Source organism: Synechococcus sp. BL107 (assembly GCF_000153805.1).
In the GTDB taxonomy this organism is placed as follows: Bacteria; Cyanobacteriota; Cyanobacteriia; order PCC-6307; family Cyanobiaceae; genus Parasynechococcus.
In genome coordinates this window covers 449848-472566 of record NZ_DS022298.1, presented here as the reverse complement: position 1 = coordinate 472566, position 22719 = coordinate 449848, and the positions used below count along the sequence as shown (strand labels likewise).

29 protein-coding genes and 1 tRNA gene are annotated in these 22719 nt (G+C 57.8%); 22 read left to right on the top strand and 8 right to left on the bottom strand.

Features of this window, described 5'->3' with window-relative positions; translation table 11 throughout:
• Positions 1-23: 23 nt before the first annotated feature.
• Positions 24-674 carry a 2OG-Fe(II) oxygenase gene (locus tag BL107_RS02310; protein ID WP_009788655.1) on the bottom strand — a complete coding sequence of 217 codons (651 nt, stop codon included), beginning with the start codon at positions 672-674 and terminating at the stop codon, positions 24-26.
• A gap of 2 nt (positions 675-676) precedes the next feature.
• A complete protein-coding gene (locus BL107_RS02305; RefSeq protein WP_009788654.1) occupies positions 677-1147 on the bottom strand; it encodes a hypothetical protein in 471 nt (156 codons plus the stop codon).
• 61 nt (positions 1148-1208) lie between these two features.
• Here BL107_RS02305 and BL107_RS02300 point away from each other — a divergent pair, with 61 nt between their 5' ends.
• The 8 genes from BL107_RS02300 (at position 1209) to BL107_RS12520 (ending at position 5374) form a co-directional block, all read left to right on the top strand.
• Complete coding sequence (locus BL107_RS02300; protein ID WP_006173546.1) at positions 1209-1466, top strand: hypothetical protein; 258 nt, start codon at positions 1209-1211, stop codon at positions 1464-1466.
• 6 nt (positions 1467-1472) lie between these two features.
• Positions 1473-2378 carry an oxidoreductase gene (locus BL107_RS02295; RefSeq protein ID WP_009788653.1) on the top strand — a complete coding sequence of 302 codons (906 nt, stop codon included), beginning with the start codon at positions 1473-1475 and terminating at the stop codon, positions 2376-2378.
• Positions 2371-2502: a hypothetical protein gene (locus BL107_RS13190; protein ID WP_255344615.1), complete on the top strand. Its 132-nt coding sequence runs from the start codon at positions 2371-2373 to the stop codon at positions 2500-2502. The genes BL107_RS02295 and BL107_RS13190 overlap by 8 nt, the downstream gene beginning before the upstream one ends.
• Before the next feature lie 61 nt (positions 2503-2563).
• Positions 2564-2968: a transcriptional repressor gene (locus tag BL107_RS02290; protein ID WP_009788651.1), complete on the top strand. Its 405-nt coding sequence runs from the start codon at positions 2564-2566 to the stop codon at positions 2966-2968.
• Complete coding sequence (locus BL107_RS02285; RefSeq protein WP_009788650.1) at positions 2965-3702, top strand: MBL fold metallo-hydrolase; 738 nt, start codon at positions 2965-2967, stop codon at positions 3700-3702. The genes BL107_RS02290 and BL107_RS02285 overlap by 4 nt, the downstream gene beginning before the upstream one ends.
• Before the next feature lie 63 nt (positions 3703-3765).
• Entirely contained in the window at positions 3766-4002 is a 237-nt protein-coding gene (locus BL107_RS02280; RefSeq protein WP_009788649.1) for a chlorophyll a/b-binding protein, read from the top strand.
• Positions 4003-4514: 512 nt separating this feature from the next.
• Positions 4515-4799 carry a hypothetical protein gene (locus BL107_RS02270; RefSeq protein ID WP_009788647.1) on the top strand — a complete coding sequence of 95 codons (285 nt, stop codon included), beginning with the start codon at positions 4515-4517 and terminating at the stop codon, positions 4797-4799.
• Positions 4800-5065: 266 nt separating this feature from the next.
• A complete protein-coding gene (locus tag BL107_RS12520; RefSeq protein WP_156779362.1) occupies positions 5066-5374 on the top strand; it encodes a hypothetical protein in 309 nt (102 codons plus the stop codon).
• Positions 5375-5376: 2 nt separating this feature from the next.
• On the opposite strand, the gene BL107_RS02260 is transcribed toward BL107_RS12520, so the two are convergent.
• Positions 5377-5448, bottom strand: a tRNA-Val gene (locus tag BL107_RS02260).
• 70 nt (positions 5449-5518) lie between these two features.
• Here BL107_RS02260 and BL107_RS02255 point away from each other — a divergent pair.
• Together BL107_RS02255 and mazG are read left to right on the top strand one after the other, a co-directional pair.
• Positions 5519-6025, top strand: a complete 507-nt coding sequence (locus BL107_RS02255; RefSeq protein WP_009788645.1) for a metal-binding protein — start codon at positions 5519-5521, stop codon at positions 6023-6025.
• Between the two features lie 29 nt (positions 6026-6054).
• Positions 6055-6867: a nucleoside triphosphate pyrophosphohydrolase gene (gene mazG, locus BL107_RS02250; RefSeq protein ID WP_009788644.1), complete on the top strand. Its 813-nt coding sequence runs from the start codon at positions 6055-6057 to the stop codon at positions 6865-6867.
• A gap of 10 nt (positions 6868-6877) precedes the next feature.
• On the opposite strand, the gene arfB is transcribed toward mazG, so the two are convergent.
• Together arfB and BL107_RS12840 are read right to left on the bottom strand one after the other, a co-directional pair.
• Entirely contained in the window at positions 6878-7318 is a 441-nt protein-coding gene (arfB, locus tag BL107_RS02245; protein ID WP_037987927.1) for an alternative ribosome rescue aminoacyl-tRNA hydrolase ArfB, read from the bottom strand.
• A 34-nt stretch (positions 7319-7352) separates the two neighbouring features.
• A complete protein-coding gene (locus BL107_RS12840; protein WP_037987925.1) occupies positions 7353-7538 on the bottom strand; it encodes a hypothetical protein in 186 nt (61 codons plus the stop codon).
• On the opposite strand from BL107_RS12840, the gene BL107_RS13035 reads away from it, so the two are divergent.
• Genes BL107_RS13035 through speB form a run of 3 tightly spaced genes read left to right on the top strand, consistent with a single transcriptional unit; the run spans position 7538 to position 9531 of the window.
• The gene (locus BL107_RS13035; protein ID WP_037987923.1) at positions 7538-7762 is read left to right on the top strand and encodes a hypothetical protein; all 225 of its coding nucleotides are present in this window, start codon (positions 7538-7540) and stop codon (positions 7760-7762) included. The genes BL107_RS12840 and BL107_RS13035 overlap by 1 nt on opposite strands.
• Before the next feature lie 21 nt (positions 7763-7783).
• Positions 7784-8623 carry a polyamine aminopropyltransferase gene (gene speE, locus BL107_RS02230; protein WP_009788642.1) on the top strand — a complete coding sequence of 280 codons (840 nt, stop codon included), beginning with the start codon at positions 7784-7786 and terminating at the stop codon, positions 8621-8623.
• Positions 8623-9531 carry an agmatinase gene (gene speB / locus BL107_RS02225; protein ID WP_009788641.1) on the top strand — a complete coding sequence of 303 codons (909 nt, stop codon included), beginning with the start codon at positions 8623-8625 and terminating at the stop codon, positions 9529-9531. Before speE ends, speB begins: the two co-directional genes overlap by 1 nt.
• Here speB and BL107_RS12515 read toward each other — a convergent pair.
• Complete coding sequence (locus tag BL107_RS12515) at positions 9528-9743, bottom strand: hypothetical protein (RefSeq protein WP_037987921.1); 216 nt, start codon at positions 9741-9743, stop codon at positions 9528-9530. The genes speB and BL107_RS12515 overlap by 4 nt on opposite strands.
• Positions 9744-9881: 138 nt before the next feature.
• Here BL107_RS12515 and gcvT point away from each other — a divergent pair, with 138 nt between their 5' ends.
• The 9 genes from gcvT to BL107_RS02175 all read left to right on the top strand — a co-directional run bounded on the left by gcvT (position 9882) and on the right by BL107_RS02175 (position 20187).
• Positions 9882-10979: a glycine cleavage system aminomethyltransferase GcvT gene (gene gcvT, locus BL107_RS02215; protein WP_037988688.1), complete on the top strand. Its 1098-nt coding sequence runs from the start codon at positions 9882-9884 to the stop codon at positions 10977-10979.
• A gap of 49 nt (positions 10980-11028) precedes the next feature.
• Positions 11029-12861 carry an aspartate--tRNA ligase gene (gene aspS, locus BL107_RS02210; RefSeq protein WP_009788638.1) on the top strand — a complete coding sequence of 611 codons (1833 nt, stop codon included), beginning with the start codon at positions 11029-11031 and terminating at the stop codon, positions 12859-12861.
• A 96-nt stretch (positions 12862-12957) separates the two neighbouring features.
• On the top strand, positions 12958-14091 hold the full coding sequence (locus BL107_RS02205; protein ID WP_037987918.1) for an RpoD/SigA family RNA polymerase sigma factor: 1134 nt from the start codon (positions 12958-12960) through the stop codon (positions 14089-14091).
• 66 nt (positions 14092-14157) lie between these two features.
• Entirely contained in the window at positions 14158-15807 is a 1650-nt protein-coding gene (locus BL107_RS02200) for a CTP synthase (RefSeq protein ID WP_009788636.1), read from the top strand.
• The gene (locus tag BL107_RS02195; RefSeq protein WP_009788635.1) at positions 15804-16421 is read left to right on the top strand and encodes a 7-carboxy-7-deazaguanine synthase QueE; all 618 of its coding nucleotides are present in this window, start codon (positions 15804-15806) and stop codon (positions 16419-16421) included. The genes BL107_RS02200 and BL107_RS02195 overlap by 4 nt, the downstream gene beginning before the upstream one ends.
• 49 nt (positions 16422-16470) lie before the next feature.
• Entirely contained in the window at positions 16471-17328 is an 858-nt protein-coding gene (locus BL107_RS02190) for an NAD(P)-dependent oxidoreductase (RefSeq protein ID WP_009788634.1), read from the top strand.
• 56 nt (positions 17329-17384) lie between these two features.
• Positions 17385-18065, top strand: a complete 681-nt coding sequence (gene queC / locus BL107_RS02185) for a 7-cyano-7-deazaguanine synthase QueC (RefSeq protein WP_009788633.1) — start codon at positions 17385-17387, stop codon at positions 18063-18065.
• Complete coding sequence (locus BL107_RS02180) at positions 18062-19366, top strand: anthranilate synthase component I family protein (protein ID WP_009788632.1); 1305 nt, start codon at positions 18062-18064, stop codon at positions 19364-19366. The genes queC and BL107_RS02180 overlap by 4 nt, the downstream gene beginning before the upstream one ends.
• A complete protein-coding gene (locus tag BL107_RS02175; RefSeq protein ID WP_009788631.1) occupies positions 19357-20187 on the top strand; it encodes an aminotransferase class IV in 831 nt (276 codons plus the stop codon). Before BL107_RS02180 ends, BL107_RS02175 begins: the two co-directional genes overlap by 10 nt.
• On the opposite strand, the gene BL107_RS02170 is transcribed toward BL107_RS02175, so the two are convergent.
• Entirely contained in the window at positions 20139-20960 is an 822-nt protein-coding gene (locus BL107_RS02170) for an HAD-IIB family hydrolase (RefSeq protein WP_006169819.1), read from the bottom strand. The two genes, BL107_RS02175 and BL107_RS02170, sit on opposite strands and share 49 nt — an antisense overlap.
• Positions 20957-22687, bottom strand: a complete 1731-nt coding sequence (locus tag BL107_RS02165) for an alpha-amylase family glycosyl hydrolase (RefSeq protein WP_009788630.1) — start codon at positions 22685-22687, stop codon at positions 20957-20959. The genes BL107_RS02170 and BL107_RS02165 overlap by 4 nt, the downstream gene beginning before the upstream one ends.
• Positions 22688-22719 lie beyond the last annotated feature (32 nt).

The following is a 22719-nucleotide window of genomic DNA, read 5'->3' as shown; positions in this document are numbered from 1 at the left end:
AAACGTTCGAGAATTAAAGCTTTCTAAGGCGAAGACGGATCAATTTCTGCACCTTCCGCTAACCGGCTGATATAACTCTGCCGTGCCCCCGCATTGATCCAACCAGTCGCAATTGTTTTACTGAAAGTTTGATTAATCCGTCCACGATGAATGTGAGATGGACCTGCCGGAAAAATCACTAACTTGCCTCGTTCGGCTGATTCGTGATGCTTCTGCCAATGGAATTCCGTGCCCGCTTCCTCGACTGAGTTGCAATACAAAATCCAAGCCAACACGCGATGGACAGGCTCAGTGGCCTCATCGCTAATCGTCCAATCGCAATGCCACCGCTTAAACCCCTCCCCAGGGGCATAGCGCTGCAAATTGAAGATCGGCATCACAAACAACTCTTGCTCCGGACAAACGGAACGGAAGAGAGGCCGTTCTTGGAGGTAGCGATCTAACCCCGCAGCGACCCCACGCAGAATCACCTCGGACAAGGCAAAAGCATCGAGATCGCTGCGATCAATCGCCACCAAACTGATGTCCGTCGACACTTTGTCTGGTTCCTCGCCACCCCCAGAGCCAAAGGCCACTCCAGGCCGTTGCAGATCCGTACGACGATCGAAAAACGCCATCACACCATCTGCCACCGCTTCAAAGCCAGAGTTTTGATAACGAGCAATGAGGTTCATGACTAAGAGGGTTCAGAGCGTTTCCATGGGATCGCAACCACTCCATCAAGAACTTGCCAGCGACTGCGATCGGCAGTGACCAACTCCAACAGATCAATCCGCTCCAGGGCACGGGTGAGACGGTCGGGGGCCAGAACCGAGGGATCCTGAGGTGCCTGGGACAGCACCAACACCTGAGCATCAGCTGGATCTGCCAGAACATGAAGCTCCAGATCGGCTAACTCGCGTTCAAAAAATGAACGGCGTAGACGCGTGGTGATCCGTTCACCCAGCGACTGAGCGAAGTGCTCAAAATTCCCTTTGTCGCTGGAGAGCCCGCAATTCAAGGCCAGCCAAATCATTAATTTGGCCCAGCTGTCCACGGTCCATAGCGGTTGGAAGCTGAGACGGTGCTGACGAATCAGTTCGACCAGTGCGAAATCGACAAGGGTTCCTTGCAGCTGATCAGAATCCGGAAGGCTCATACCGAACATCTGCTGGGGACATCTTCCCCCTCGAAGGTCAAACTGGGTGTGCGAACGATTGGCTCAGACCATGGCCCTGGACCTCAACGATCCCGAACTCGAGTTCTCGGATCTGGTGTACGCCTACCAGAGTTGGGTGATGGCCGTCATCAATGACGAAAAGCTCGAGGGTGAAGACAAGCTGCTCACCGACGACATCACGGAGGATGCGCTCAATTCCATGCGCTTCTTACCCGGCGAAGTCACCAGTGCGATCGAAACATCTCTCGCGCGCGTCTACGACGTTGATCCCGATGAGCTAGCCGAACTGCTCTTCCCGGAAGACTGACCACCTATGGGATGGACGGTTGACGACATTCCCTCCCAGGAGGGCCGCATTGCCGTAGTGACCGGAGCCAACATCGGCCTCGGCCTTGAAACCACCCGCGCCCTTGCCGCAAAAGGTGCGACGGTTGTCATGGCTTGTCGAAGCAGAAGCCGAGGGGAAGCGGCCCGTCGTCAATTGCTTGACGAAGGCCTGACTGGCCTCGATCTGTTGGAGATCGATCTCGCTGACCTTCGCTCCATTGAGCGGGCCATTGCCGTTCTCAGTGATCAATACGGCCATCTGGATCTGCTGCTCAACAACGCCGGCGTGATGGCACCACCACGCCAATTAAGTCCCCAAGGCCATGAGCTGCAATTTGCCGTCAACCATTTGGGCCATATGGCTCTAACGCAGGGCTTATTGCCACTGATGGCATCTCAAACAGACCCACGGGTCGTGACCGTGACCTCCGGCGCCCAATACTTCGGGACCATCCGCTGGGACGACTTGAGCTGGGCCCAGGGCTACGACCGCTACGGCGCCTATGGCCAAAGCAAGTTGGCCAACGTGATGTTTGCTCTTGAGCTGCACAACCGTCTTCAAAGCGAGAACAGCTCGGTGAAATCCCTCGCGGCGCACCCCGGTATTGCACGCACCAATCTGCAACCAGCAGCCCTCGCCAGTGGTGGCAACCGTTGGGAAGCACTGGCCTACCAGTTGATGGATCCGCTCTTCCAAAGTGCCGGCATGGGGGCGTTACCTCAACTCCATGCCGCCACAGCTGCGAGCGCACAAAGCGGTGAGCATTACGGGCCCTCCCAACTTGGCGGCCTACGCGGTTCACCGGGTCAATGCCGGATCGCACCAACAGCCTTGGATCCAAGCAAGCGACAAAGATTATGGGCGCTGAGCGAGCAGCTCATCCATGCCTGATTCCATTGACAACCGGCAACGACTCGCGCCCTTTGCGATCGGATGGCCTAATCGGTCGGTCGACCCCCACGTGATCGGCTTTTGCCAAACCATCGTCGTCGGAATCGGTGGATCAGCGCGATGATTCTGACCTGGCACTTATTGGCGCCGAACCGCCTCCCGTTGGTTGGTAGCCGCGTAACTCCATGACTGCTCCCTCCCTTTCCCCCAATGCACGTCAGCTAGTACTTCTACAGGCGCTGCAGGCGAGCCACGACGAAATGAGTGGCCAACAGCTTCACCGAAGCTTGACCGAAGACCACACCATGGGGCTGGCAACGGTGTATCGCAATCTCCGCCAATTGCATCAACGGGGTTTGGTGCGCTGCCGACACCTACCCAACGGTGAAGCCCTCTATGCCCCAGTCGAACGGGACCGGCACCATCTCACCTGCGTTGATTGCGGCGTCACCAAAACGCTGGATCACTGCCCAATCCACGACATCGAAGTGCCCAAAGACAGCCGAGGAGACTTCGATCTTCTGTTTCACACGCTTGAATTCTTTGGACTCTGTAGCGCTTGCCGCACCCGGCAGCATTCCTCGCAATGACCCTGGCTACGACCTATTTCGGCGCAAACGGCTGGCTCCTGGAATTCGATGATCTTCGGGTGCTTGTGGATCCATGGCTACAAGGAAGCCTCAGTTTCCCCCCAGGCGGTTGGATGCTGAAAGGTGAACTACCTGAGCAACGGCCAGCCCCCGACCATCTCGACCTCCTGCTCCTCACCCAAGGGCTCGCCGATCACGCCCATCCCGAAAGCCTGGATCTCTTGCCGCGCACCCTGCCGGTGATTGGATCGGTCGCAGCAACGCAAGTGGTGAAAAAGATGGGCTTTGAGTCGGTGCAAGCCCTGAAACCTGGTGAATGCACAACGCACAAGGGGCTATCGGTTCGCGCGACCTCTGGCGCTCCAGTGCCAACGGTGGAAAACGGATATCTGCTCGAGCATGCATCGGGAAGCCTCTACCTGGAACCCCACGGCTTTTTGGATCCCGCTTTACCTCCCCAACCGCTCGATGCCGTGATCACACCCATGGTGGATTTGGGACTACCAGCTCTTGGCGCCTTCGTGAAAGGGTGCAGTGTGGTGCCACAACTCGTGGAGCGCTTCCAGCCTTCCACCGTGCTGGCGAGCACGTCTGGCGGAGACGTGCGCTTCAGCGGTGCCCTCACTGGACTTCTGCAAATGCAAGGGTCGGTCGCCGGTACCGGAGCAACGCTGCCAGACAGCAGCCAATGGATCGATCCAACGCCAGGAGAGCGGCTTGTGCTTAAGGGCTAACGATCACGAGAGCGAGAATCACGAGAAATTGGTTTACAATTCGTTACAACAGCCCGATTACCGATGAAGCCAAGTCAAGCCAGCGATACGTGGTTCCAAAGCGCTGCAGCCCGCGACATCCACATGGAGCAACTCAAGCGAGTTGAACTCTTCAATGGAAGGGCTGCGATGCTTGGAATCGTGATCGGCATCGTGACCGAAGGGCTCACTGGTGCTGGAATTGCCCACCAAATTGGTCTCGGAGCGTTGGTTGATGGCTACGCCGCATGCCGCACTCAATATTTGCCGTTCTGCTTCTGAAGAAGCCATGCCTCTTCATGGTCGCTGAATGTTGATCGAGAGGCTTGAGCAAATCGCTGCTGTCGTTGTCACTGCCGGCCTAGTTGCCGGCAATTTTTTTCTGTTTACCCCATGGAGAAGTGGCCATGACCCACGGAAACGGCATGGTCAACCCCAGACATCCCAGCCAAGTTCGTCGTCAGGAACAAAGACACTTGCTCCGCCTGTGAGCAAACGCCCATAGCTGTGTGACTTGTCCCCATAAAGGGGTGTCCCATCATTGAAAGTCCGAGGACATTGATTGCGAGCAGGGGGATGTCGCCTGCATGTATTTCCACTCATGAAACTCGACTTAGCTCACGCACACCCCATGGGCAGCCTCATTCTTGAGGGGCATCACCAGCCCTTTCATGCCCTTGCCTGTGCTCTAAAGCCTTCCGCCATCAAGATCCAGAAAAAAAGTCTGCGTTAGTTAGCGACTCACTCAACGCATGGGGCCAAGGTGTGAACACCTCGGCAGCATCCATGGCCCCATGACAAAACCCAACGATGAGCGAATCACGCAAGCCTTCAATCGGGTGCTGGAAACCGTCGTCGGCCAACACCATGCTGCTGCCACCACAACGCTGCAGGACGATCCCAATCGCCGCCTGAGTCGCTGTATAGAACGGGTGCAAGCGGAAGCCTCAGAAGGTGCATCCCTTGTGGCGGAATGCGCTCCCCACGGTCGGGCCATGCTCACCCAAGCGCAGCACAAGCTCGCGACCCTGGAAGCTCTGCAAGTGCTGGCAGAAGCTGCCAAATCTGCGAACGCTTAGAGGCTGAAAAGGGGAAGGCCGCCCCTCCCGGATGGAAGAGACGGCCTATCTCGCTCGTTTGTTCATGTCGCTACCCACTGTTCAGTGAAGCTGGTTCCGTGAAGCGTTAATGGCTTAATCGAACAACAGTGAACTGAAAGAAAGTGAACTGAAAGAAGAAGAGCGAAGCGACTGGCTTGGTGGCAAACCCTGGGGCCATTGCGACCAGGTGTGAAACCTCTTTTCCTGCTGGGGCACCTCAACGATGCAGAGGAAAGTCGACTGGGTTGACGCTCAGCGTTGTCGCGCCAGACGGACGGCTCACGGATGGGTTGAAAGTTGGAGCAGGGGCCAGAAAAGTCAGCGTGCTTCTAGCGCTTGCTCAGGTGGAGTTTCGGCCGTCATGGGCACCTCCGATTTCGATGCCCATACTTTTGCCCAGCACAGCTCGTTTGCCATCGGTGTTAAGGCGCATTGCCCTCTCAAGCAAAACCTCCGACAGTGGAAACGGCGTGCTTAGCAACCGCAATACAGGCCAAACGACCACTGCCTTGAAACTTCCACAGCCCCTAATCGGCTGCAGATCGACCTCTTGAAATGGGCGATACTGGGATCGAACCAGTGACAATCTCCTTGTAAGGGAGGTGCTCTACCGCTGAGCTAATCGCCCGTCATTTCATTCTGCCTGAAAGCTGTCCGCTGTGACCAGCTGAGGCGCCACCAACCCCGACCCATCAACCTTGGCCCAAGGCCGCGAACACGACCGCGCCACTGCACTCGTCAGCCTGCCCGTCGGGCTAGGCACCGCTCTCCTATTGAACTGGCCTTGCGGACTGATCGCTGCTGCTGCCTTCAGCTTCGGTGGGCTGTGGCTGTCCCCCGATCTCGATACCCGTTGTCGCGCCCTCCAACGTTGGGGACCCTTGCAATTCATCTGGTGGCCCTATCGCCGCCTCATCCCGCATCGATCCCTGCTCTCCCACGGACCACTGATTGGCACAAGCCTGCGGCTGATGCTGTTGTTCCTCTGGGCCAGTGTGCTGTGCGGAGTGATGCCCCAGATCACGATCGATCAGTTGTGGCGAGCCCTCCACCTTTGGCGCACGGCCAACCCGGATCAAGTGATCGCTTTAGCCGTCGGACTGGAAGGAAGCGTTTGGCTGCATCTCATCCAAGACGGGGATCCACTCCCCACCGAATGGCATGCCATTCAAAGGTTCAGAAGACGATTCAGGAGAGGGCGATGAGAAGGTGAGCCTGGTTCTGAAGCTCGACCATGCCTCCCTCCAGCACCAAAGCCATACAAGACCTGATTGACGTGGTTTCACGCCTGCGCGACCCCGATGGGGGATGCCCTTGGGACCTTGAACAAACCCATGCGTCGTTGGTGCCCTACGTCCTAGAGGAGGCCCACGAAGTTGCCGATGCGATTCGCCATGGCGACGACGCCCACCTCAAAGAAGAACTGGGAGACCTTTTACTGCAGGTGGTGCTCCATGCCCAAATCGCTCAGGAGAACAACCGCTTCGCTCTAAGCGACGTGGCGGAAGGCATCAGCGAGAAATTGATCCGTCGCCATCCGCATGTGTTTAGCGATGCGGTCGCCAGCGATAGCGCCGCTGTGAAAGAAACCTGGGAGGCGATCAAAGCCACCGAACGTGGAGAACAGCCACCATCAGCGAGTCCCCTCAGCGATGCACTGGCCGCCAAAGTACGGGGCATGCCTGCCCTTGCTGGAGCGATGACTATCTCGAAAAAGGCGGCGAAAGCTGGCTTCGAGTGGGACGACATGGCTGGAGTGTGGGCCAAGGTGCATGAGGAACTCGATGAACTCAAAGAAGCCGTGATCAGCGGCAACCCATCCCATGCCCAAGAGGAGCTGGGTGATTTGCTCTTCACCTTGGTGAACGTGGCCCGTTGGTGTGGGATCGCGCCAGAAGAAGGCCTTGCCGGCACCAACCGACGCTTCCTCGATCGTTTTTCACGGGTCGAAGCAGCCCTGCACGGCAATCTGCAAGGGCAGAGCATCGATGAACTCGAAGCGCTCTGGCAACAAGCCAAGGCCGACATCCGCGCAGAACAAGCCTGATCCCAATCCATCAATCATCGATCGATGGTCTGTTCCGGCGTTGCCGTTTGATATCGCCACGCTGTTTTTTGCTTTCAAGCCTCCGCTTCACAGCCCCCCGGCCAGGCCGGGTGGCCTTTCGTGCGGGTGGCGGGGGCTTGATCCCTTCTCGAATCAAATCTCCCAAGCGCTTCAGTGCAATCTGACGATTTTGATATTGAGAACGCTCGTCGGAAACACACACGCGCAAACAACCATCCATGAGCCTCGAGCCATAGAGCTCTAATAAGCGTTGGCGACGAAAAGGCCCTAAACATTCTGATTGCTCAAGATTCCAAGAGAGAACGACGGCAGTTTCAACTTTGTTGACATTTTGCCCTCCGGCACCAGAGGAGCGAGAAAACTTCCAAGACAACTCAGAGCTTGGGATTGTCAGCCTCAAATTAATAACTAAATCTTGATCAAATGCCATTCGAAGCAATCTTTAACGTGACGAAAAGCCAGACCTAATCCTCCCTTGAGGAGTGTGCTTCTGCCGCTGCTTGTTTTGCCCTGCGCTCAGCTAATTGTTGACGACGCATCTGACTTTCATAGTTTGAATTACTCGTGAACGAGTAAAACAAAACAACAAAAACAGCGGCAACTCCCAGCCCTAACGCAACGAGATAAACAGGAGGAACTAAATCAAGCATTGACGATGCTGCTGGCAAAGGCGAATTCAACGTCTTTAGCGTTGTTTTCGAGCGTGTCGCAGAAAAATCTGGATGATTTATACCGACTTGAAACGGGCTCCGGAGTTGCCCTCTTCCACAGCAACTCCATTCCCGTTGCTAGTCAAGCACTAGATCTGGTCATCGTCAACTTGTTGCACACCATCTGTAGCGCCTTGCCCCCAACCCCTGGCATCCCAAGCTGAAGGGACACAGCACAGCACGGCATGAGTGGCTGGATTGATGAACACCATCGGGGCGTCCGCTACGGCCTCATAGGCGAGGTGCTGGTGGAGGAAACCAGCCCTTTTCAGCGGATCACTGTGATCCGAAGCGAGCGCTACGGACGTGGGCTCTTGCTCGACGGCTGCTGGATGACAGCGGAACGACAAGAAAGGCACTATCACGAATCCTTGGTTCATCCCGCCCTCTGTGGAGCCGCCAGCGTGGCGCGCGTGCTCGTCATTGGCGGCGGTGACGGGGGGACCGCCCGTGAATGCCTCCGCCATCAAGGAGTCGAACACCTCGACCTCGTGGAAATCGATGGCCGCGTTGTGGACTTAAGCCGCGAGCACCTCCCCGGTATCGGTGGCTCCGCCTGGACCGATCCGCGTCTCCAACTCACGGTGGGGGATGGAATCGCTTGGGCCGCCGCCGCGGCCGACAACAGCTACGACGTGGTGCTTGTGGACGGATCGGACCCGGCAGGCCCAGCGGAGGGATTATTCAATCGATCATTTTTTGAACACTGTCGCCGCATCCTCCGCCCTGGCGGGATTTTCGCGACACAAAGTGAATCTCCGGAAGCCTTTCAAGAGGTGCACCTCGCCATGGTGAAGCTCTTAAGAGAGGTGTTCGACCACGCCGATCCCCTTTACGGATGGGTACCGATGTACCCAAGCGGCTGGTGGAGCTGGACCTTCGCGGCCATGGACCAACCTCGCTACCTCCAAACCAACACGAACCGAGCCGCTGCAATTGCCGATGGTTGCCACGTCTGGAGTCCGCGTTGGCAACGGGGAGGCTTTGAGGCCATCCCAGCCTTCATCGCCCGGGAGCTGAGCTGATGACCAACCTGTTTGACAGCACTTTGTTGGACACCGATTTATTTGACACCGATGGGGCGATCTATATGGGATCGCAACGGACTCCCGAGCACTGCGATGTCGGGCTGTTCGGCGTGCCCTACGACGGCACCACATCGTTCCGACCGGGCACCCGGTTTGGACCGGCCGCGATTCGGGACGTGAGCAGTGGACTTGAGACCTACTGCCCGCAATTAGATCGGGATCTCGAGGATCTCTCCTTCATCGATCTCGGGGCCGTCGAGATCCCCTTCGGCGCCCCTGAACCCGTCATCGCCAAGGTGCAACAAGCCACCCAAGCGGTTCTGGAGCTCGGCCTTAAGCCATTGATGCTCGGCGGGGAACACTCCATCAGCTCTGGAGCCGTAGCTGCCGTAGCGCGGCAGCATCCTGATCTGGTTCTCGTGCAACTGGATGCCCACGCTGATCTGCGCCATGAGTGGCTAGGTAGCCATCACAGCCACGCCTGTGCCATGCGCCGCTGCCTCGAGATCCTGCCTAGCGGCGACCTCTTCCAACTCGCCATCCGCAGTGGAACGAAAGCGGAATTCCAAGAACTCCACAACAGTGGCCGCCTGATGCCAACAGTGGATGCTTTGCGCGAAGGCCTTGCCCCCCTCAAGGGCCGCCCGATCTACGTCACCGTTGATCTGGACTGGTTTGATCCTGCCGTTTTACCGGGTACAGGCACCCCAGAACCGGGAGGATTTTTTTGGCCTGATTTCGCCAACCTCGTCACCCTGCTTCAAGAGCATCGGCTGGTGGGCGCAGATGTTGTTGAACTCGCACCACAACTCGACAGCAGCGGTGTGAGTGCTGTTCTCGCCGCCAAAGTGACGCGGAGTTTGCTGCTGCTCCTCGGCAGTGGCTCAGCCAAAGGCGGCAGCTAGGCCAAGGCGCGATCCAGCTCCAGCTGGCACTCCACATCGTCCGACTGCAACGCTTGCAAACGGGGCAGCCGTGGAGCCCGCGCCGTCCAGTGATGACAAACCACAAGATCGGCGACTTCTGCATTCACCTCCAATTGCCGCAACCGGCACCACCCACCTGCTGCAACTGCTGAACAGTGCTGGCAAGAACGGCAGCAAAGCCTGTTGGCCAAAAAAAGGGTGATTGAGAGAGTTTTAAGGCTAAGGACGGTCCCAGAAATGGACCATGAACTACAGGAGATCTCCGGTTTCGCATCAACTAGCTGAAGCACTCCATAAGATTGCGCCTCGCCACCCCCTCGGCTAAAGCCATGCTGCGTACGCCTCTCTATGAGCTCTGCCGCGCTGGAGGTGGCCGAATGGTGCCCTTCGCTGGCTGGGAAATGCCGGTGCAATTCAGTGGTCTGATTCAGGAACACAAAGCCGTACGCAACAGCGTTGGAATGTTCGACATCTCCCACATGGGAGTGCTGCGGCTGGAGGGAACCAACCCCAAAGACACCTTGCAACAACTGGTGCCCAGCGACCTACATCGGATCGGACCGGGCGAAGCCTGTTACACCGTTTTGCTCAACGACCAAGGCGGCATCCGGGACGACTTGATCATTTATGACCTTGGCGCCATCGACGAAGAACGCGGTGCCCTAGTGCTGGTGATTAATGCTGCCTGCGCAGACAGCGACACCGCCTGGATTCGTGAACGCATGGAACCGGCGGGTCTCACCGTGACCGACATCAAAGACAACGGAGTTTTACTGGCGCTGCAAGGCCCCCAAGCCATTCCCCTGCTTGAAGAACTCAGTGGAGACGACCTCAGCGGCTTACCCCGCTTTGGCCACCGAGACCTCCACCTTCAAGGCCTAAGCCATTCCGTCTTCACCGCCCGCACGGGCTACACGGGCGAAGATGGCGCTGAGCTGCTGCTCACGGCAGAAGACGGTCAACGGCTCTGGAGCCAACTCCTCGAGAAAGGCGTCGCTCCCTGTGGTCTTGGCGCCCGTGACACCCTGCGTCTCGAGGCCGCGATGCACCTCTATGGGCAAGACATGAACGCCGACACCACCCCCTTTGAAGCGGGCTTGGGCTGGCTCGTGCATCTGGAAATGCCGGCCGACTTCATTGGGCGTCAAGCACTCGAAAAAGCTGCAGAAGCAGGGCCAAACAAACGGCTTGTTGGTCTGAAATTGGAGGGACGCGCCATCGCTCGTCACGACTACCCAGTGCTCCACAAGGGTGAACCCGTGGGCGTGGTGACGAGCGGGACCTGGTCTCCCACGCTGGAGGAGCCCATCGCCTTGGCTTCCATCCCAACCGCCTTGGCAAAACTGGGGACCAACTTGAGCGTCGAGATCCGGGGCAAAGCCCAACCCGCCACCGTTGTCCGGCGTCCCTTCTACAAACGCCCATAACCAGAACCGGGGCTATGGGAAACTCGCTTCTCATTAGCTGAGACATTCCATGCGCAGCAACGGTTGCGGCGACCTGCGCAAAGACAGCATTGATGCGGTTGTTCAGCTTTGCGGCTGGGTGGATCGCCGCCGGGATCACGGTGGTGTGATTTTTATCGACCTGCGAGACCGCAGCGGCACTGTTCAAATCACCGTTGATCCGGATCTGGGTGCCGAAGCCTTCGCCGTAGCTGAGCACCTGCGCAGCGAAACCGTGCTGCAGGTGCATGGAAAGGTACGCGCCCGACCCGCTGAGTCGCTCAACGACAAACTCGCCACCGGGGCCGTGGAGGTACTGGCCAGCGAAATTGTTGTGCTCAACAAGGTGACCGGGAATTTGCCCTTCCCCGTGTCGGTCCACGACGAAGAAAACACTCGGGAAGAACTCCGCCTCCGTCATCGCTATCTCGATCTGCGCCGCAAGCGCATGAACGACAACCTGCGACTACGGGCCCGCACCATTCAGGTCGCCCGGCGCTTTCTTGAAGACGAGGGCTTCATCGAAGTGGAAACACCGGTGCTGACCCGCTCCACCCCTGAAGGTGCCCGCGACTATGTGCTCCCGAGCCGCGTCTGTGGCGGCGATTGGTTTGCCTTACCCCAATCGCCTCAACTGTTTAAACAGCTTCTGATGGTGGGGGGCATTGAGCGCTACTACCAAGTTGCTCGCTGCTTCCGGGATGAAGACCTGCGCGCCGATCGCCAGCCGGAATTCACCCAGCTGGATATCGAAATGAGCTTCATGGGTGAGGAACAAATTCTCCAACTCAATGAGGATCTGATCTGTGCGATCTGGAAGTCGGTGAAAGGGATCGAACTTCCCCGTCCCTTCCCACGCATGACCTGGCACGACGCCATGGAGCGGTATGGAACCGACCGACCGGATACGCGCTACGGCATGGAGTTGGTGACGGTGTCCGACATCGTCCAGGACATGGGCTTCAAAGTCTTCAGTGGAGCCGTGAAATCCGGCGGGGCGGTGAAAGTCATCGCCGTGCCGGGGGGTAACGATGCCCTGTCGAACGTCCGGATCAAGCCTGGTGGAGATGTCTTCAGCGAAGCGCAAGCTGCTGGAGCGGGGGGCTTGGCCTTCATTCGCGTCCGCGACGGCGGCGAAATCGACACGATTGGAGCCATCAAGGACAACCTGTCTGACGAGCAGAAAGCCGAATTGTTGGAGCGAACCGGTGCAACGCCAGGCACCCTGTTGCTGTTTGGAGCTGGCGAAACCGCCATCGTCAACAAGGCTCTCGACCGCGTGCGGCAGTACCTGGCGAAGGAACTCAAGCTGGTTCAACCCGATCGGCAAAACGATGCATGGAACTTCCTCTGGGTTGTGGACTTTCCAATGTTCGAGTTCAACGGCGATGAAGACCGATATGAAGCCCTACACCACCCGTTCTGTGCCCCAAACACCGACGACCTGGGCAGTGATCCCGCGCAATGGGCAACCACCCTGCCGAGCGCGAGAGCACAGGCCTACGACCTTGTCTTGAACGGTCTTGAGCTCGGTGGCGGCTCCCTTCGCATCCACGACTCCGCCCTGCAACGCCAAGTGCTGCAAACCGTGGGTCTCCCCCTTGAAGAAGCTCAAGAGCAATTTGGTTTCTTGATCAATGCCCTCGATATGGGCGCTCCTCCCCATGGCGGGCTTGCCTTTGGCATCGACCGAATGGTGATGCTCCTAGCGGGTGAAGAATCGATCCGCGACACCATTGCATTTCCGAAAACCCAGCAAGCCCGCTGCCTGATGACCGACGCACCCAGCAGCGTTGCCGAAAAACAGCTGCAGGAGCTGCATGTATCGAGCACCTGGGTGGATCCGACCGACGATGAGGACTGATCACAAGGCGTGATGAAATCCCGAAGGGAATCAGCACATTTGCCCACCAACCGGCACAACGAGGAACCCTGAAGGAACAACGTTCGCCTTCAGCCTTTGCCGCGCTTGCCCCGAAGAACTGGGGAGACCCGTAGTCGCCGCTCCAGCGGGACGACGGATCTGTTGCGGCTGTACCTGCAAGACATTGGCCGCGTTGACCTGCTCACAAGCGAGGAAGAAGTCACGCTGGCTCGTCTCGTGCAACGCCGCGAAACGCTTTTAAAGCAGCAGCGCGAGCTATCGGATACCAATCCCGCCATTGGTGAGCTGCACCGCTTAGAGGAGCTCCAACGCCGCGAAGCTAATCACCACAGCCATTGGCCCACGAAACAAGAGTGGGCCCGTGCCGCTGGTTTATCACTGCAGGAGCTGCAATCTCGAATCGATGCGGGCTATGTGGCTTGGGCTGAGCAAGCTGCGATCGAGGCCAAAGAACTCAAGCTGAGCCTGCGCAACGGACGCCGGGCGAAGGACCACATGATCCAGGCCAACCTCAGGCTTGTGGTGGCTGTGGCCAAGAAATACCAACAGCGGGGGATGGAAATCCTTGACCTGGTTCAAGAAGGAACCCTTGGCCTCGAGCGCGCTGTCGAAAAATTCGATCCCACCCGAGGCTTTCGATTCAGCACCTACGCCTACTGGTGGATCCGCCAAGGCATGACTCGGGCGATTGCCACCCAGAGCCGCACCATTCGGCTCCCTGTGCATGTCACTGAAAAGCTCAACCGGATCAAACGGGTTCAGCAGGAGATCGCAAGCAATGAGGGACGCATCGCCTCGATTGCCGATTTGGCCCGCGAACTGGGCATCAGTGAAGACACGGTGCGACAAACCCTTGAGCGCGTTCCCCGCTCGGTGTCACTGGATAGCCGCGTTGGCAAAGATCAAGACACCCAGCTCGGGGACCTAATCGAAGACGGCAAGGCCACGCCTGAAGAAACCTTGACCCACGACGAACTCCATAACGACCTTGAAGGTCTTCTTGATGAACTCACCACCCGTGAGGCTGCTGTGCTTCGACGACGATTCGGCCTTGAGGACGACACGCCACAAACACTCGCGCAGATCGGTGAAGAACTAAAGCTGTCGCGGGAACGGGTGCGTCAGATCGAAACCCGTGCCTTACTCAAGCTGCGCCAACCGCAAAAACGCAGCAAAATTCGGGACTACATCCAAGGCTTGGATTCCTAAAAACGTCTCCATTGCGATGGTGCAGTTGTCCAACGCCAAGTAATTTGAAAAATCGCCCGTTAGGTCATGGCCAAGTTCGTCTTCATCACCGGTGGTGTCGTTTCAAGCATCGGCAAGGGGATTGTGGCCGCCAGCCTCGGCCGACTGCTGAAGTCGCGTGGCTACAACGTCTCGATCCTGAAGTTGGACCCATACCTGAACGTGGATCCAGGAACGATGAGCCCCTTTCAGCATGGAGAGGTGTTTGTCACCGAGGACGGCGCCGAAACAGACCTTGACCTGGGTCACTACGAACGCTTTACCGACACCGCCATGTCGCGGCTCAACAGCGTGACCACCGGTTCGATCTACCAATCGGTGATCAACAAAGAGCGGCGTGGTGCCTACAACGGCGGCACCGTACAGGTGATCCCTCACATCACCGGAGAAATCCGCGAAAGGATTCATCGCGTAGCCGCGAATAGCGGCGCCGATGTGGTGATCACAGAAATTGGCGGCACCGTTGGCGACATTGAGTCGTTGCCCTTCCTCGAGGCCATCCGTGAGTTCCGAGGCGATGTTGGCCGCCAAGACCTGGCCTACATCCACGTGACCCTCCTGCCATTTATCGGCACCTCAGGAGAGCTCAAAACAAAGCCCACTCAGCATTCCGTGAAGGAGTTGCGTTCGATCGGCATCCAACCCGACGTGCTGGTATGCCGCAGTGACCGGGAGATCAATGAAGATCTCAAACGCAAAATTGGCGGCTTCTGCGGCGTGCCAAACCGGGCCGTGATTCCCTCCCTTGATGCAGACACCATCTACGCAGTGCCCCTCACCCTCGAGGAAGGGGGTTTATGCCGCGAAGTCCTGGATGTTCTTCAGCTGACGGATCATGAGAGCGATATGACGGCTTGGTCGCAGTTGGTGCACAACCTGCGCAATCCCGGTCCATCCGTCAAAGTCGCACTCGTCGGCAAGTACGTCCAACTCAACGACGCCTATCTCTCAGTCGTCGAAGCGCTGCGCCACGCCTGCATTGCCCAAGACGCCTCGCTCGATCTTCATTGGGTGTGTGCAGAACAGATCGAAACCGACGGTGCCGACGCCCTCCTGCGAGGCATGGATGCGGTGGTGGTGCCGGGGGGCTTTGGCAACCGGGGTGTAGACGGGAAAATTGCAGCGATCCGCTGGGCTCGCGAACAGCGTGTGCCCTTCCTTGGCCTCTGCCTCGGGATGCAAACGGCCGTGATCGAATGGGCCCGCAATCAAGCTGGGCTTCCCGAAGCCACCAGTGAAGAGCTCGACCCCAGCACCCCACACCCGGTGATTCATCTTCTGCCGGAGCAGCAGGACGTCGTCGACCTCGGCGGCACCATGCGACTCGGGGTTTACCCCTGTCGGATTGCTCCCGACACCCTGGCGGAGCGGCTCTATGGCGAACAGGTGGTGTATGAGCGCCACCGCCATCGTTTCGAGTTCAACAACGCTTACCGCAACCTTTTCTTGGAAGCGGGCTACGTGGTGAGTGGAACCTCCCCGGATGGTCGGCTTGTGGAATTAATTGAACTCAAGGGTCATCCCTTCTTCACCGCCTGCCAATACCACCCGGAATTTTTGTCACGGCCTGGTCGCCCCCACCCCCTGTTCCGGGGCCTGATCGAAGCCGCCCAACAACGCTTACCCGATTCACCCGCCCAGGCGATCCGTAACCAAGGAGAAGTCACCACTCCATGAGTGATGCAAGGTCCATCCCCGTGGTGGAAACCTTCCATTCCCTTCAGGGAGAAGGCCATCACTGCGGCCGTAGTGCCTTTTTCATTCGCTTGGCTGGTTGCAATGTGGGCTGTGCTTGGTGCGACACCAAGCATTCCTGGCCGATGGCCAGCCATGCCAAACAAGATGTCGACGGTCTCGCCAGACAAGCAAGACAAGCCAAAGACGCCGGCGCAGCCTTTGTGGTGATCACCGGGGGCGAGCCCCTTCATCACAATCTTCAACCGTTAACGGATGCCCTGGATCGCATCTGTGGGTTGCCAATCCATCTCGAAACCAGTGGTGTGGACCAGCTCAGCGGACGCTTCGATTGGGTCACCCTGTCGCCAAAGCGACATCGCCCGCCGCAACAGGCGTTGCTATCACGCTGCGATGAATTGAAAGTTGTGGTTCTGGACACCGACGATGTGAGCTTTGCCCACGCCATGGCCAACGACACATCCACAGCCACCCACCTGCTTGTGCAGCCGGTTTGGGACAGCGAAACGGCCCAAGACCTAGCGATTCACCACGTTCAACAACATCCCCGCTGGCGCCTGAGCCTTCAAAGCCACAAGTTTCTCCAAATCCGCTGAACCAGCTCTATTACGTTCATCGCACAAGACCTTCGCCTTTGCTTGAACCATGAAGTCTGTGGCGGTTCTCGGTACTGGGCTCCTCGGGGAGGCCATCGCCCAACGATGTTTAAGCCAGGGCTCAACCGTGCACGCTTGGAATAGAACCAAGGAACGAATCGAACCACTACTCGCGCTGGGGGCCACAGAAATCGGAGATCTCTCCGAGGTTTCCAACACATGCGAAACGATCATCACGGTGTTGCGAGACGGTGCAGTGACCGCAAAGGTTGTGGCTGGGCTTGGGCCACTGCACCACACCACCGTGATCCCCATGGGAACGATGGGTGTGAGCGAAAGCAAAGCCCTCGCAACACAAGTTCTGCGACAAAACGGTTCTTATCTCGAAGCACCAGTGCTCGGCAGCAAGCCCCAGGCACTGAGCGGATCCCTCCTGGTGATGGCGGGCGGAGATGCCGACGTCTTTGAGCAGCAGCTCGACCTGTTGAAGCATCTCAGCCAACAACCCAAGCTGGTGGGCCCCGTGGGGAGCGGTGCTGCCACCAAAATCGCCTTGAACCAATTGATCGCAAGCCTCACCCACAGCTTTTCGTTGTCACTCCGTCTGATTCAGCACGCAGGTGTGCCGGTCGAGACGTTCATGGAGATCCTGCGGCCCTCAGCCCTGTACGCACCCACATTCGACAAAAAGCTCGAACGCATGCTGGGAGGTCACTACGACGATCCCAACTTCAGCACTGCATTGCTCCGCAAAGATCTCGAATTATTCCTGCAGGAAACCAGCGAAGCAGGCGTGCAAGACCTTGGCCTGAAAGGACTGGCGGAACTCCTGCACAAAGCCAACGGGACACCACTCGATCACCAGGACTACTGCGCCCTGCATGAGCTGACGCAAGCCACGACATAAGCCAAACCATCGCCGAGAACAAACAACAACGCTCCACGAAGTTTTTTAATGAGGGCATGGCCCAACGCACCGCAATTGCCTTGCTTTCCGGCGGACTGGATTCCGCCACAGCTGCCGCGCTAGCTCAGGAGAGCGGTGATCGTGTCATCGGACTGTCCTTCGATTACGGACAACGTCATCGGCGTGAACTCAAAGCTGCCGCCAAAGTGGCCGCCCATCTCAACTTGGCCGAACATCATCAAGTGGATGTGAATCTCGGAGCGTGGGGAGGCTCCGCCCTCACAGATCCAAACCAAACCGTTCCCACCAGTGGAGTGGAAGAGGGTGTCATCCCCGTGACCTACGTCCCTGGACGCAACACGGTCTTCATTGCGATCGGGCTCAGCCTTGCCGAAGCACGAGGGGCAGAACGGTTGGTGCTTGGCGTGAATGCCGTTGACTACTCCGGCTATCCCGACTGCCGTCCTGATTACCTCGACGCTTTTCAAAGCTTGGCCAGCCTGTCCAGCAAAGCTGGACGGGAAGGGCATGGACCTCAACTCTGGGCTCCACTGGTGGAGTGGAGCAAAACCAAAATCGTGGACGAAGCACTCCGCCTGGGGGTCCCCATCAATGAAACGTGGAGTTGCTACAGCGGCGGCAACCGTCCCTGCGGCGTCTGCGACAGCTGCCGCATTCGGGATTCAGCCCTTCGCGAGGCCGGCCGACCAGACCTATGCAGCAACGCCCAGGGATGAATAGGTTGCACCGCCAAAAGATTCCCTGGCGCGCACCCGTGATGGTGGCCACGCAACTGGCGGCCCTCTACGGGGAAGAAGGCCTGATCTGGCTGGATGGAGACGGCAGTGCCCTGGGCCGTTGGGTCACCCTTGGAGTGACTCCGGTGGAAACCGTTTGCTGCCGAGGACGTCCGGGAGAGCCAGGGGCAAGCAATCCATTCGAAGCGCTACGACACCTCGAGGATGGTCACTGGACCGGATGGCTCAGCTATGAAGCTGCCGCCTGGTCAGAACCCGGCAATGTCTGGTGTGCCGATGCCATGCCAAGCCTTTGGATTGCAAGGCATGACCCAATTCTTCGTTTCGATCTCCAAAACCAGCACCTCTGGATCGAAGGAACCAACCCCAGCACCATGACGGCCTTGCTGGATTCACTTGCCACAGCGCCCACCACGATCAATCCAACTGCACCTCCCATTGCCCTTGATGCTTGGACACATCACACCGATCGCAGCGATTTTGCCAATGGCGTTCGGCGGATTCGCGATCTGATCGCCGCGGGTGATCTCTTCCAAGCCAATCTCACCGCCTGCTGCAGCACGAGCTGGCCATCCAACACCAGTGCATTGGAGCTGTTTCACCGGATTCGAGAACGCTGCCCAGCGCCGTTCGCTGGCCTGGTGATCACCGAAAACCATGACGCATTGCTCTCCTCATCTCCAGAACGATTTGTCTCCGTGGATTGCTCAGGCCGTGTCCAAACCCGTCCGATCAAAGGCACCCGACCCCGGCACAGCGATCCCGAGCGTGATGCCGATCTGGCCGCTGAATTGATCTGCAGCGACAAAGATCGAGCCGAGAACGTGATGGTTGTCGACCTGCTTCGTAATGACCTGGGCCGCGTCTGCACGCCCGGCTCCATCCAGGTACCTCAACTCGTGGGATTGGAGAGCTACGCCTCCGTTCATCACCTCACCTCTGTCGTGGAGGGGCAGCTACGGGATGAACTGAATTGGGTTGATCTCCTGGAAGCGAGCTGGCCAGGTGGGTCGATCAGTGGAGCACCAAAACTGCGGGCCTGCCAGCGCTTGCAGGAACTGGAGCCCACGAGCCGCGGCCCGTACTGCGGGTCGTTGATTCATATCGATTGGGATGGCCGCTTCGACAGCAACATCCTGATTCGATCCCTCATCCGATCAGGCCACACCCTGAGAGCCCATGCTGGCTGCGGGATCGTTGCCGACTCAGATCCAGAAGGCGAAGCTGACGAACTGAATTGGAAGTTGCAACCTCTGCTGGAGGCTCTGGCATGCCAGTGACGATTGCTTGGATCGACGGACGTTGGGGGGACCCCGACGACCTGCAACTTCCGCTGAGTGATCGAGGCCTGCAACTCGCGGATGGCCTCTTCGAAACCATCTTGGTTCTAAATGGAACAGCGCAATTGCTACCTGAACATCTTGCGCGATGGATTGCGAGCGCTGAGCTACTGGGAATGGACCCACCGCCATTCCAACAGGATCTCAGCGGCCTGATCGATGAAGCGATTGTGAAAAGCGAACTGCATCAGGCCAGTGGAGCCCTGCGGTTGAACTGGAGCCGCGGCTCCGGGCAGGGGCGAGGCATTGGCATAGCCAACCTCAACCACCATCGTTTTTGGCTCACCCTCACCCCTTGCAGCATGCATTTTCTACCCATCCGAACGATCACAAGTCGGCTCGAACGTCGCAATCGCGACAGCATGAGTAGTCGATGCAAAACCTTCGCCTACACCGCTGCGATCCAAGCTCGCCGCGAAGCCGAACGCGCTGGAGCCGATGACGCCCTGCTGCACAACACCCAAGGCGAACTGTGTTGTGGAACCGTCGCCAACTTGTTGGTGCACCGCGAGGGGAGATGGATCACTCCTCCTTTGAGCAGCGGCTGCCTTCCTGGGGTAATGCGAGCCCGCGCCCTCAGCCTTGGCATCGCGATGGAAGCCGATGTGGGGGGGACTCTGCAAAGCAGTGATCAGGGCCTTCTGATCAACAGCCTCAGCTGCAGGCCAATCAAAACCCACGACAACCAATCCCTCACAGCACCGAGTTCAGCTCAAGGGCTCTGGCAGCTTTTGTTGGACAAGGGTGGCAGCAACCGCTGAACCGCCTCAGCCCAGCCCGCGCCATGGGCTGCTCCTGCCAACTGAAAGCGACCGCTGGTTAAACCTGGCAAGAGCAGGGGATGGGGCCCTTCAACACCAGGAACCACCACCGCCAAATCTGCGGCCTCAAGCAAGGGAAGGTCATTCGGGGAATCGCCTAGGGCCAAAACCGCCACATCAGGTTGGTTCAAGTGCTGCTTCAACACGTGCAAGGCGTTCCCTTTACTAATCCCTGGCCCCAACAAATGCCCCATGCGGTTGCCCTGCACCACCGTGAGACCCCGTTGTTCCACTAACGCCTCCAGCCGCAGGCGCACGTCAGCGGAGGGAGGCACAAAAGGCACGCTGCAACATCGCCGCTGCGCCTGACGGAGGACATCTCCCTGAAGCCCGAGCAGCCGTTCACCCTCGGCATCGGTGAGCTCGTCGAGGGCCCGCAACGGCTCTCCTAACTCCAATTCCAAGGCAGAAAGCTGAGGCTTGAGCTCCGCCCAGCCAGGACCAAGGGGTAACCCCCAAGGCTGACCAGTTGACGACTCGCCATGGATCGCACCACCGTTCTCGACGATGAATGGGTCATGAAGATCCAGCTGCTCTCGAAATCGAATCACCTCCTCAGCCGTTTTGCTGGTGCAGGGGATCACAGGTATACCTGCCGCTTGCAAACGCCGTATGGCTGGTTCCGCAGGGGACCAGTCGTAGTGATGGTCCATCAGGGTGCCATCTAAATCAGTCACCACCCACCAGTGTGGGGTCGCGATTGTATTGGTCATCGCGTCACCAACCAGTGCACGGCATAGGGTTCGATGGAGGGTTGCTCTTGAGCCGTAAACGACTGCCGACTCAGGCAATCCACAAAACCACCATCGGACTCGGCACGCAGCTGAGCCAACGACAACGTCAACCGATTCGAGGTGATGTTATGCACGGCGTAGAGAGGGATGTCGCCATCTCTTGAACGCTTCAAGATCACGAGGTCGGATCGGTCTGAACTGAGCACCGTCATCGTCGCATCGGGGTGAAGTGCCGGTTGCGACGAACGAACCTCCAGGGCATGACGTAAGGCAGCCAACACATTGGTGGCATCCGCATCAGGATCCTGAAGACGACGCTCCAACGCTTCCAATCTGAACTGAGGACGGTTGAGATCTCTCCGATGACCGGTACGCCGGAACCGTGCCAAATCATTGGGGGTGGCCAAAAGAGCAGGGAGATAAAACGCTGGGATCCCCGGCAAAACCATCACCAAGAGTTGGGTCAGCAAAAATCGAGAACGCTGATGATGGCCAGGATCGATCCCACCATCGGCCATGGCACTCCACCAACTGATATTGATTTCATAAGGAACCTCCTCACCATTGCTAAGACGTCGATGGCTGATCAAACCGCCTCGACGCTCGCAACCCATTAGGAGCTGAAGGACACGTTGATCAGCCATCAGCCCCTCAAGTGACCGTAAGCCGACGCCGTCATGACAAGCGGTGAAATTCAACAGTCCGGTCTGGTTCGGCAATTGGGGCCAACGGGTTAACCAAGCATTGAGCAGATCAGCTCGGCCACTCATTGCTGCCTCCAACAACAGCGGCGGAAGAGGAAAGTTGTAAGCCAAATGCGCCTCTTGGCCATTGCGCAAATAGGAGAGATTTTCCTGTTCAGGAACGTTGGTTTCTGTAACCACAACCCCATCAGGACTATGGCGATCCAGCAGGTAACGCAACACCTGCACAAGACGATGAGCCTGCGGCAAATGGATGCAGCTTGTGTTGGGCTCCTTCCAAACAAAACCCACAGCATCGAGTCGAATCCAACGCACCCCGTGGCTCAGCAATCGATTCAACAACTCGATGAAACCGAGGAGAACTTGAGGGTGGTGCCAATCCAAATCCACCTGATCAGGACCAAACGTGGTCCAAACCTGACGGCGCCCATTGGGACCACTGAGCTGTGTAAATAAGGCGGAACTACGCGGACGAACCACATCGTGCCAGCAAGGATCTGGACTCGCTTCCAGCACACACGATTCGCCAGGCTGCTCGTTTCGGAGGAACTGCTGCACCCAGGGATGAGAAGCAGAAACATGATTAAGAACAAGATCAGCCATCAAGCGACGTCCCTCAGCCAAGGCACTGAGATCCGACCAGTCTCCGTACTCTTGCTGAATCGTCTGATAACTCGAGACAGCAAAACCGCCATCACTCGTTGACTTTAGAAATGGCAAAACATGAATCACCCGAGCAAATGGCTCCAAGTGGCGATTCACCAAACCACGAAGACTTTGCAGTCCAAAAGTTGCATCATCCGCAACAGTATTCGCGTAGGTAATCAACACAGCATCATCCCTTCTCCATCGGGACGACCCGATTGGAACGTCATGATCCTCTGACGATTGGCTCAGAATCTGCAGCAATTGCGACGACAACTTCTCGAGATCACCTGGAGAATCACCTCGGTAGAGATCACTGAGAAGAGTCCGCAGCGTTTCATCGCTTGAGGGCTGCATCACTTCTCTCCTGAACACCGTTCAGGTATGGG

Bases quoted from the DNA above. Each gene is read 5' to 3' on its own strand.
- BL107_RS02290 (WP_009788651.1), top strand. From the start codon at position 2,564: ATGACTGCTCCCTCCCTTTCCCCCAATGCACGTCAGCTAGTACTTCTA.
- BL107_RS02195 (WP_009788635.1), top strand. From the start codon at position 15,804: ATGAGTGATGCAAGGTCCATCCCCGTGGTGGAAACCTTCCATTCCCTT.
- BL107_RS02300 (WP_006173546.1), top strand. From the start codon at position 1,209: ATGGCCCTGGACCTCAACGATCCCGAACTCGAGTTCTCGGATCTGGTG.
- arfB (WP_037987927.1), bottom strand. From the start codon at position 7,318: ATGGCATTTGATCAAGATTTAGTTATTAATTTGAGGCTGACAATCCCA.
- BL107_RS02190 (WP_009788634.1), top strand. From the start codon at position 16,471: ATGAAGTCTGTGGCGGTTCTCGGTACTGGGCTCCTCGGGGAGGCCATC.
- BL107_RS02285 (WP_009788650.1), top strand. From the start codon at position 2,965: ATGACCCTGGCTACGACCTATTTCGGCGCAAACGGCTGGCTCCTGGAA.
- BL107_RS02170 (WP_006169819.1), bottom strand. From the start codon at position 20,960: ATGACCAATACAATCGCGACCCCACACTGGTGGGTGGTGACTGATTTA.
- BL107_RS02165 (WP_009788630.1), bottom strand. From the start codon at position 22,687: ATGCAGCCCTCAAGCGATGAAACGCTGCGGACTCTTCTCAGTGATCTC.
- BL107_RS02280 (WP_009788649.1), top strand. From the start codon at position 3,766: ATGAAGCCAAGTCAAGCCAGCGATACGTGGTTCCAAAGCGCTGCAGCC.
- BL107_RS02270 (WP_009788647.1), top strand. From the start codon at position 4,515: ATGACAAAACCCAACGATGAGCGAATCACGCAAGCCTTCAATCGGGTG.
- BL107_RS02305 (WP_009788654.1), bottom strand. From the start codon at position 1,147: ATGTTCGGTATGAGCCTTCCGGATTCTGATCAGCTGCAAGGAACCCTT.
- BL107_RS02180 (WP_009788632.1), top strand. From the start codon at position 18,062: ATGAATAGGTTGCACCGCCAAAAGATTCCCTGGCGCGCACCCGTGATG.
- speB (WP_009788641.1), top strand. From the start codon at position 8,623: ATGACCAACCTGTTTGACAGCACTTTGTTGGACACCGATTTATTTGAC.
- BL107_RS02200 (WP_009788636.1), top strand. From the start codon at position 14,158: ATGGCCAAGTTCGTCTTCATCACCGGTGGTGTCGTTTCAAGCATCGGC.
- aspS (WP_009788638.1), top strand. From the start codon at position 11,029: ATGCGCAGCAACGGTTGCGGCGACCTGCGCAAAGACAGCATTGATGCG.
- mazG (WP_009788644.1), top strand. From the start codon at position 6,055: ATGCCTCCCTCCAGCACCAAAGCCATACAAGACCTGATTGACGTGGTT.
- gcvT (WP_037988688.1), top strand. From the start codon at position 9,882: ATGCTGCGTACGCCTCTCTATGAGCTCTGCCGCGCTGGAGGTGGCCGA.
- BL107_RS02175 (WP_009788631.1), top strand. From the start codon at position 19,357: ATGCCAGTGACGATTGCTTGGATCGACGGACGTTGGGGGGACCCCGAC.
- BL107_RS12840 (WP_037987925.1), bottom strand. From the start codon at position 7,538: ATGCTTGATTTAGTTCCTCCTGTTTATCTCGTTGCGTTAGGGCTGGGA.
- BL107_RS13190 (WP_255344615.1), top strand. From the start codon at position 2,371: ATGCCTGATTCCATTGACAACCGGCAACGACTCGCGCCCTTTGCGATC.
- BL107_RS02310 (WP_009788655.1), bottom strand. From the start codon at position 674: ATGAACCTCATTGCTCGTTATCAAAACTCTGGCTTTGAAGCGGTGGCA.
- speE (WP_009788642.1), top strand. From the start codon at position 7,784: ATGAGTGGCTGGATTGATGAACACCATCGGGGCGTCCGCTACGGCCTC.
- queC (WP_009788633.1), top strand. From the start codon at position 17,385: ATGGCCCAACGCACCGCAATTGCCTTGCTTTCCGGCGGACTGGATTCC.
- BL107_RS02295 (WP_009788653.1), top strand. From the start codon at position 1,473: ATGGGATGGACGGTTGACGACATTCCCTCCCAGGAGGGCCGCATTGCC.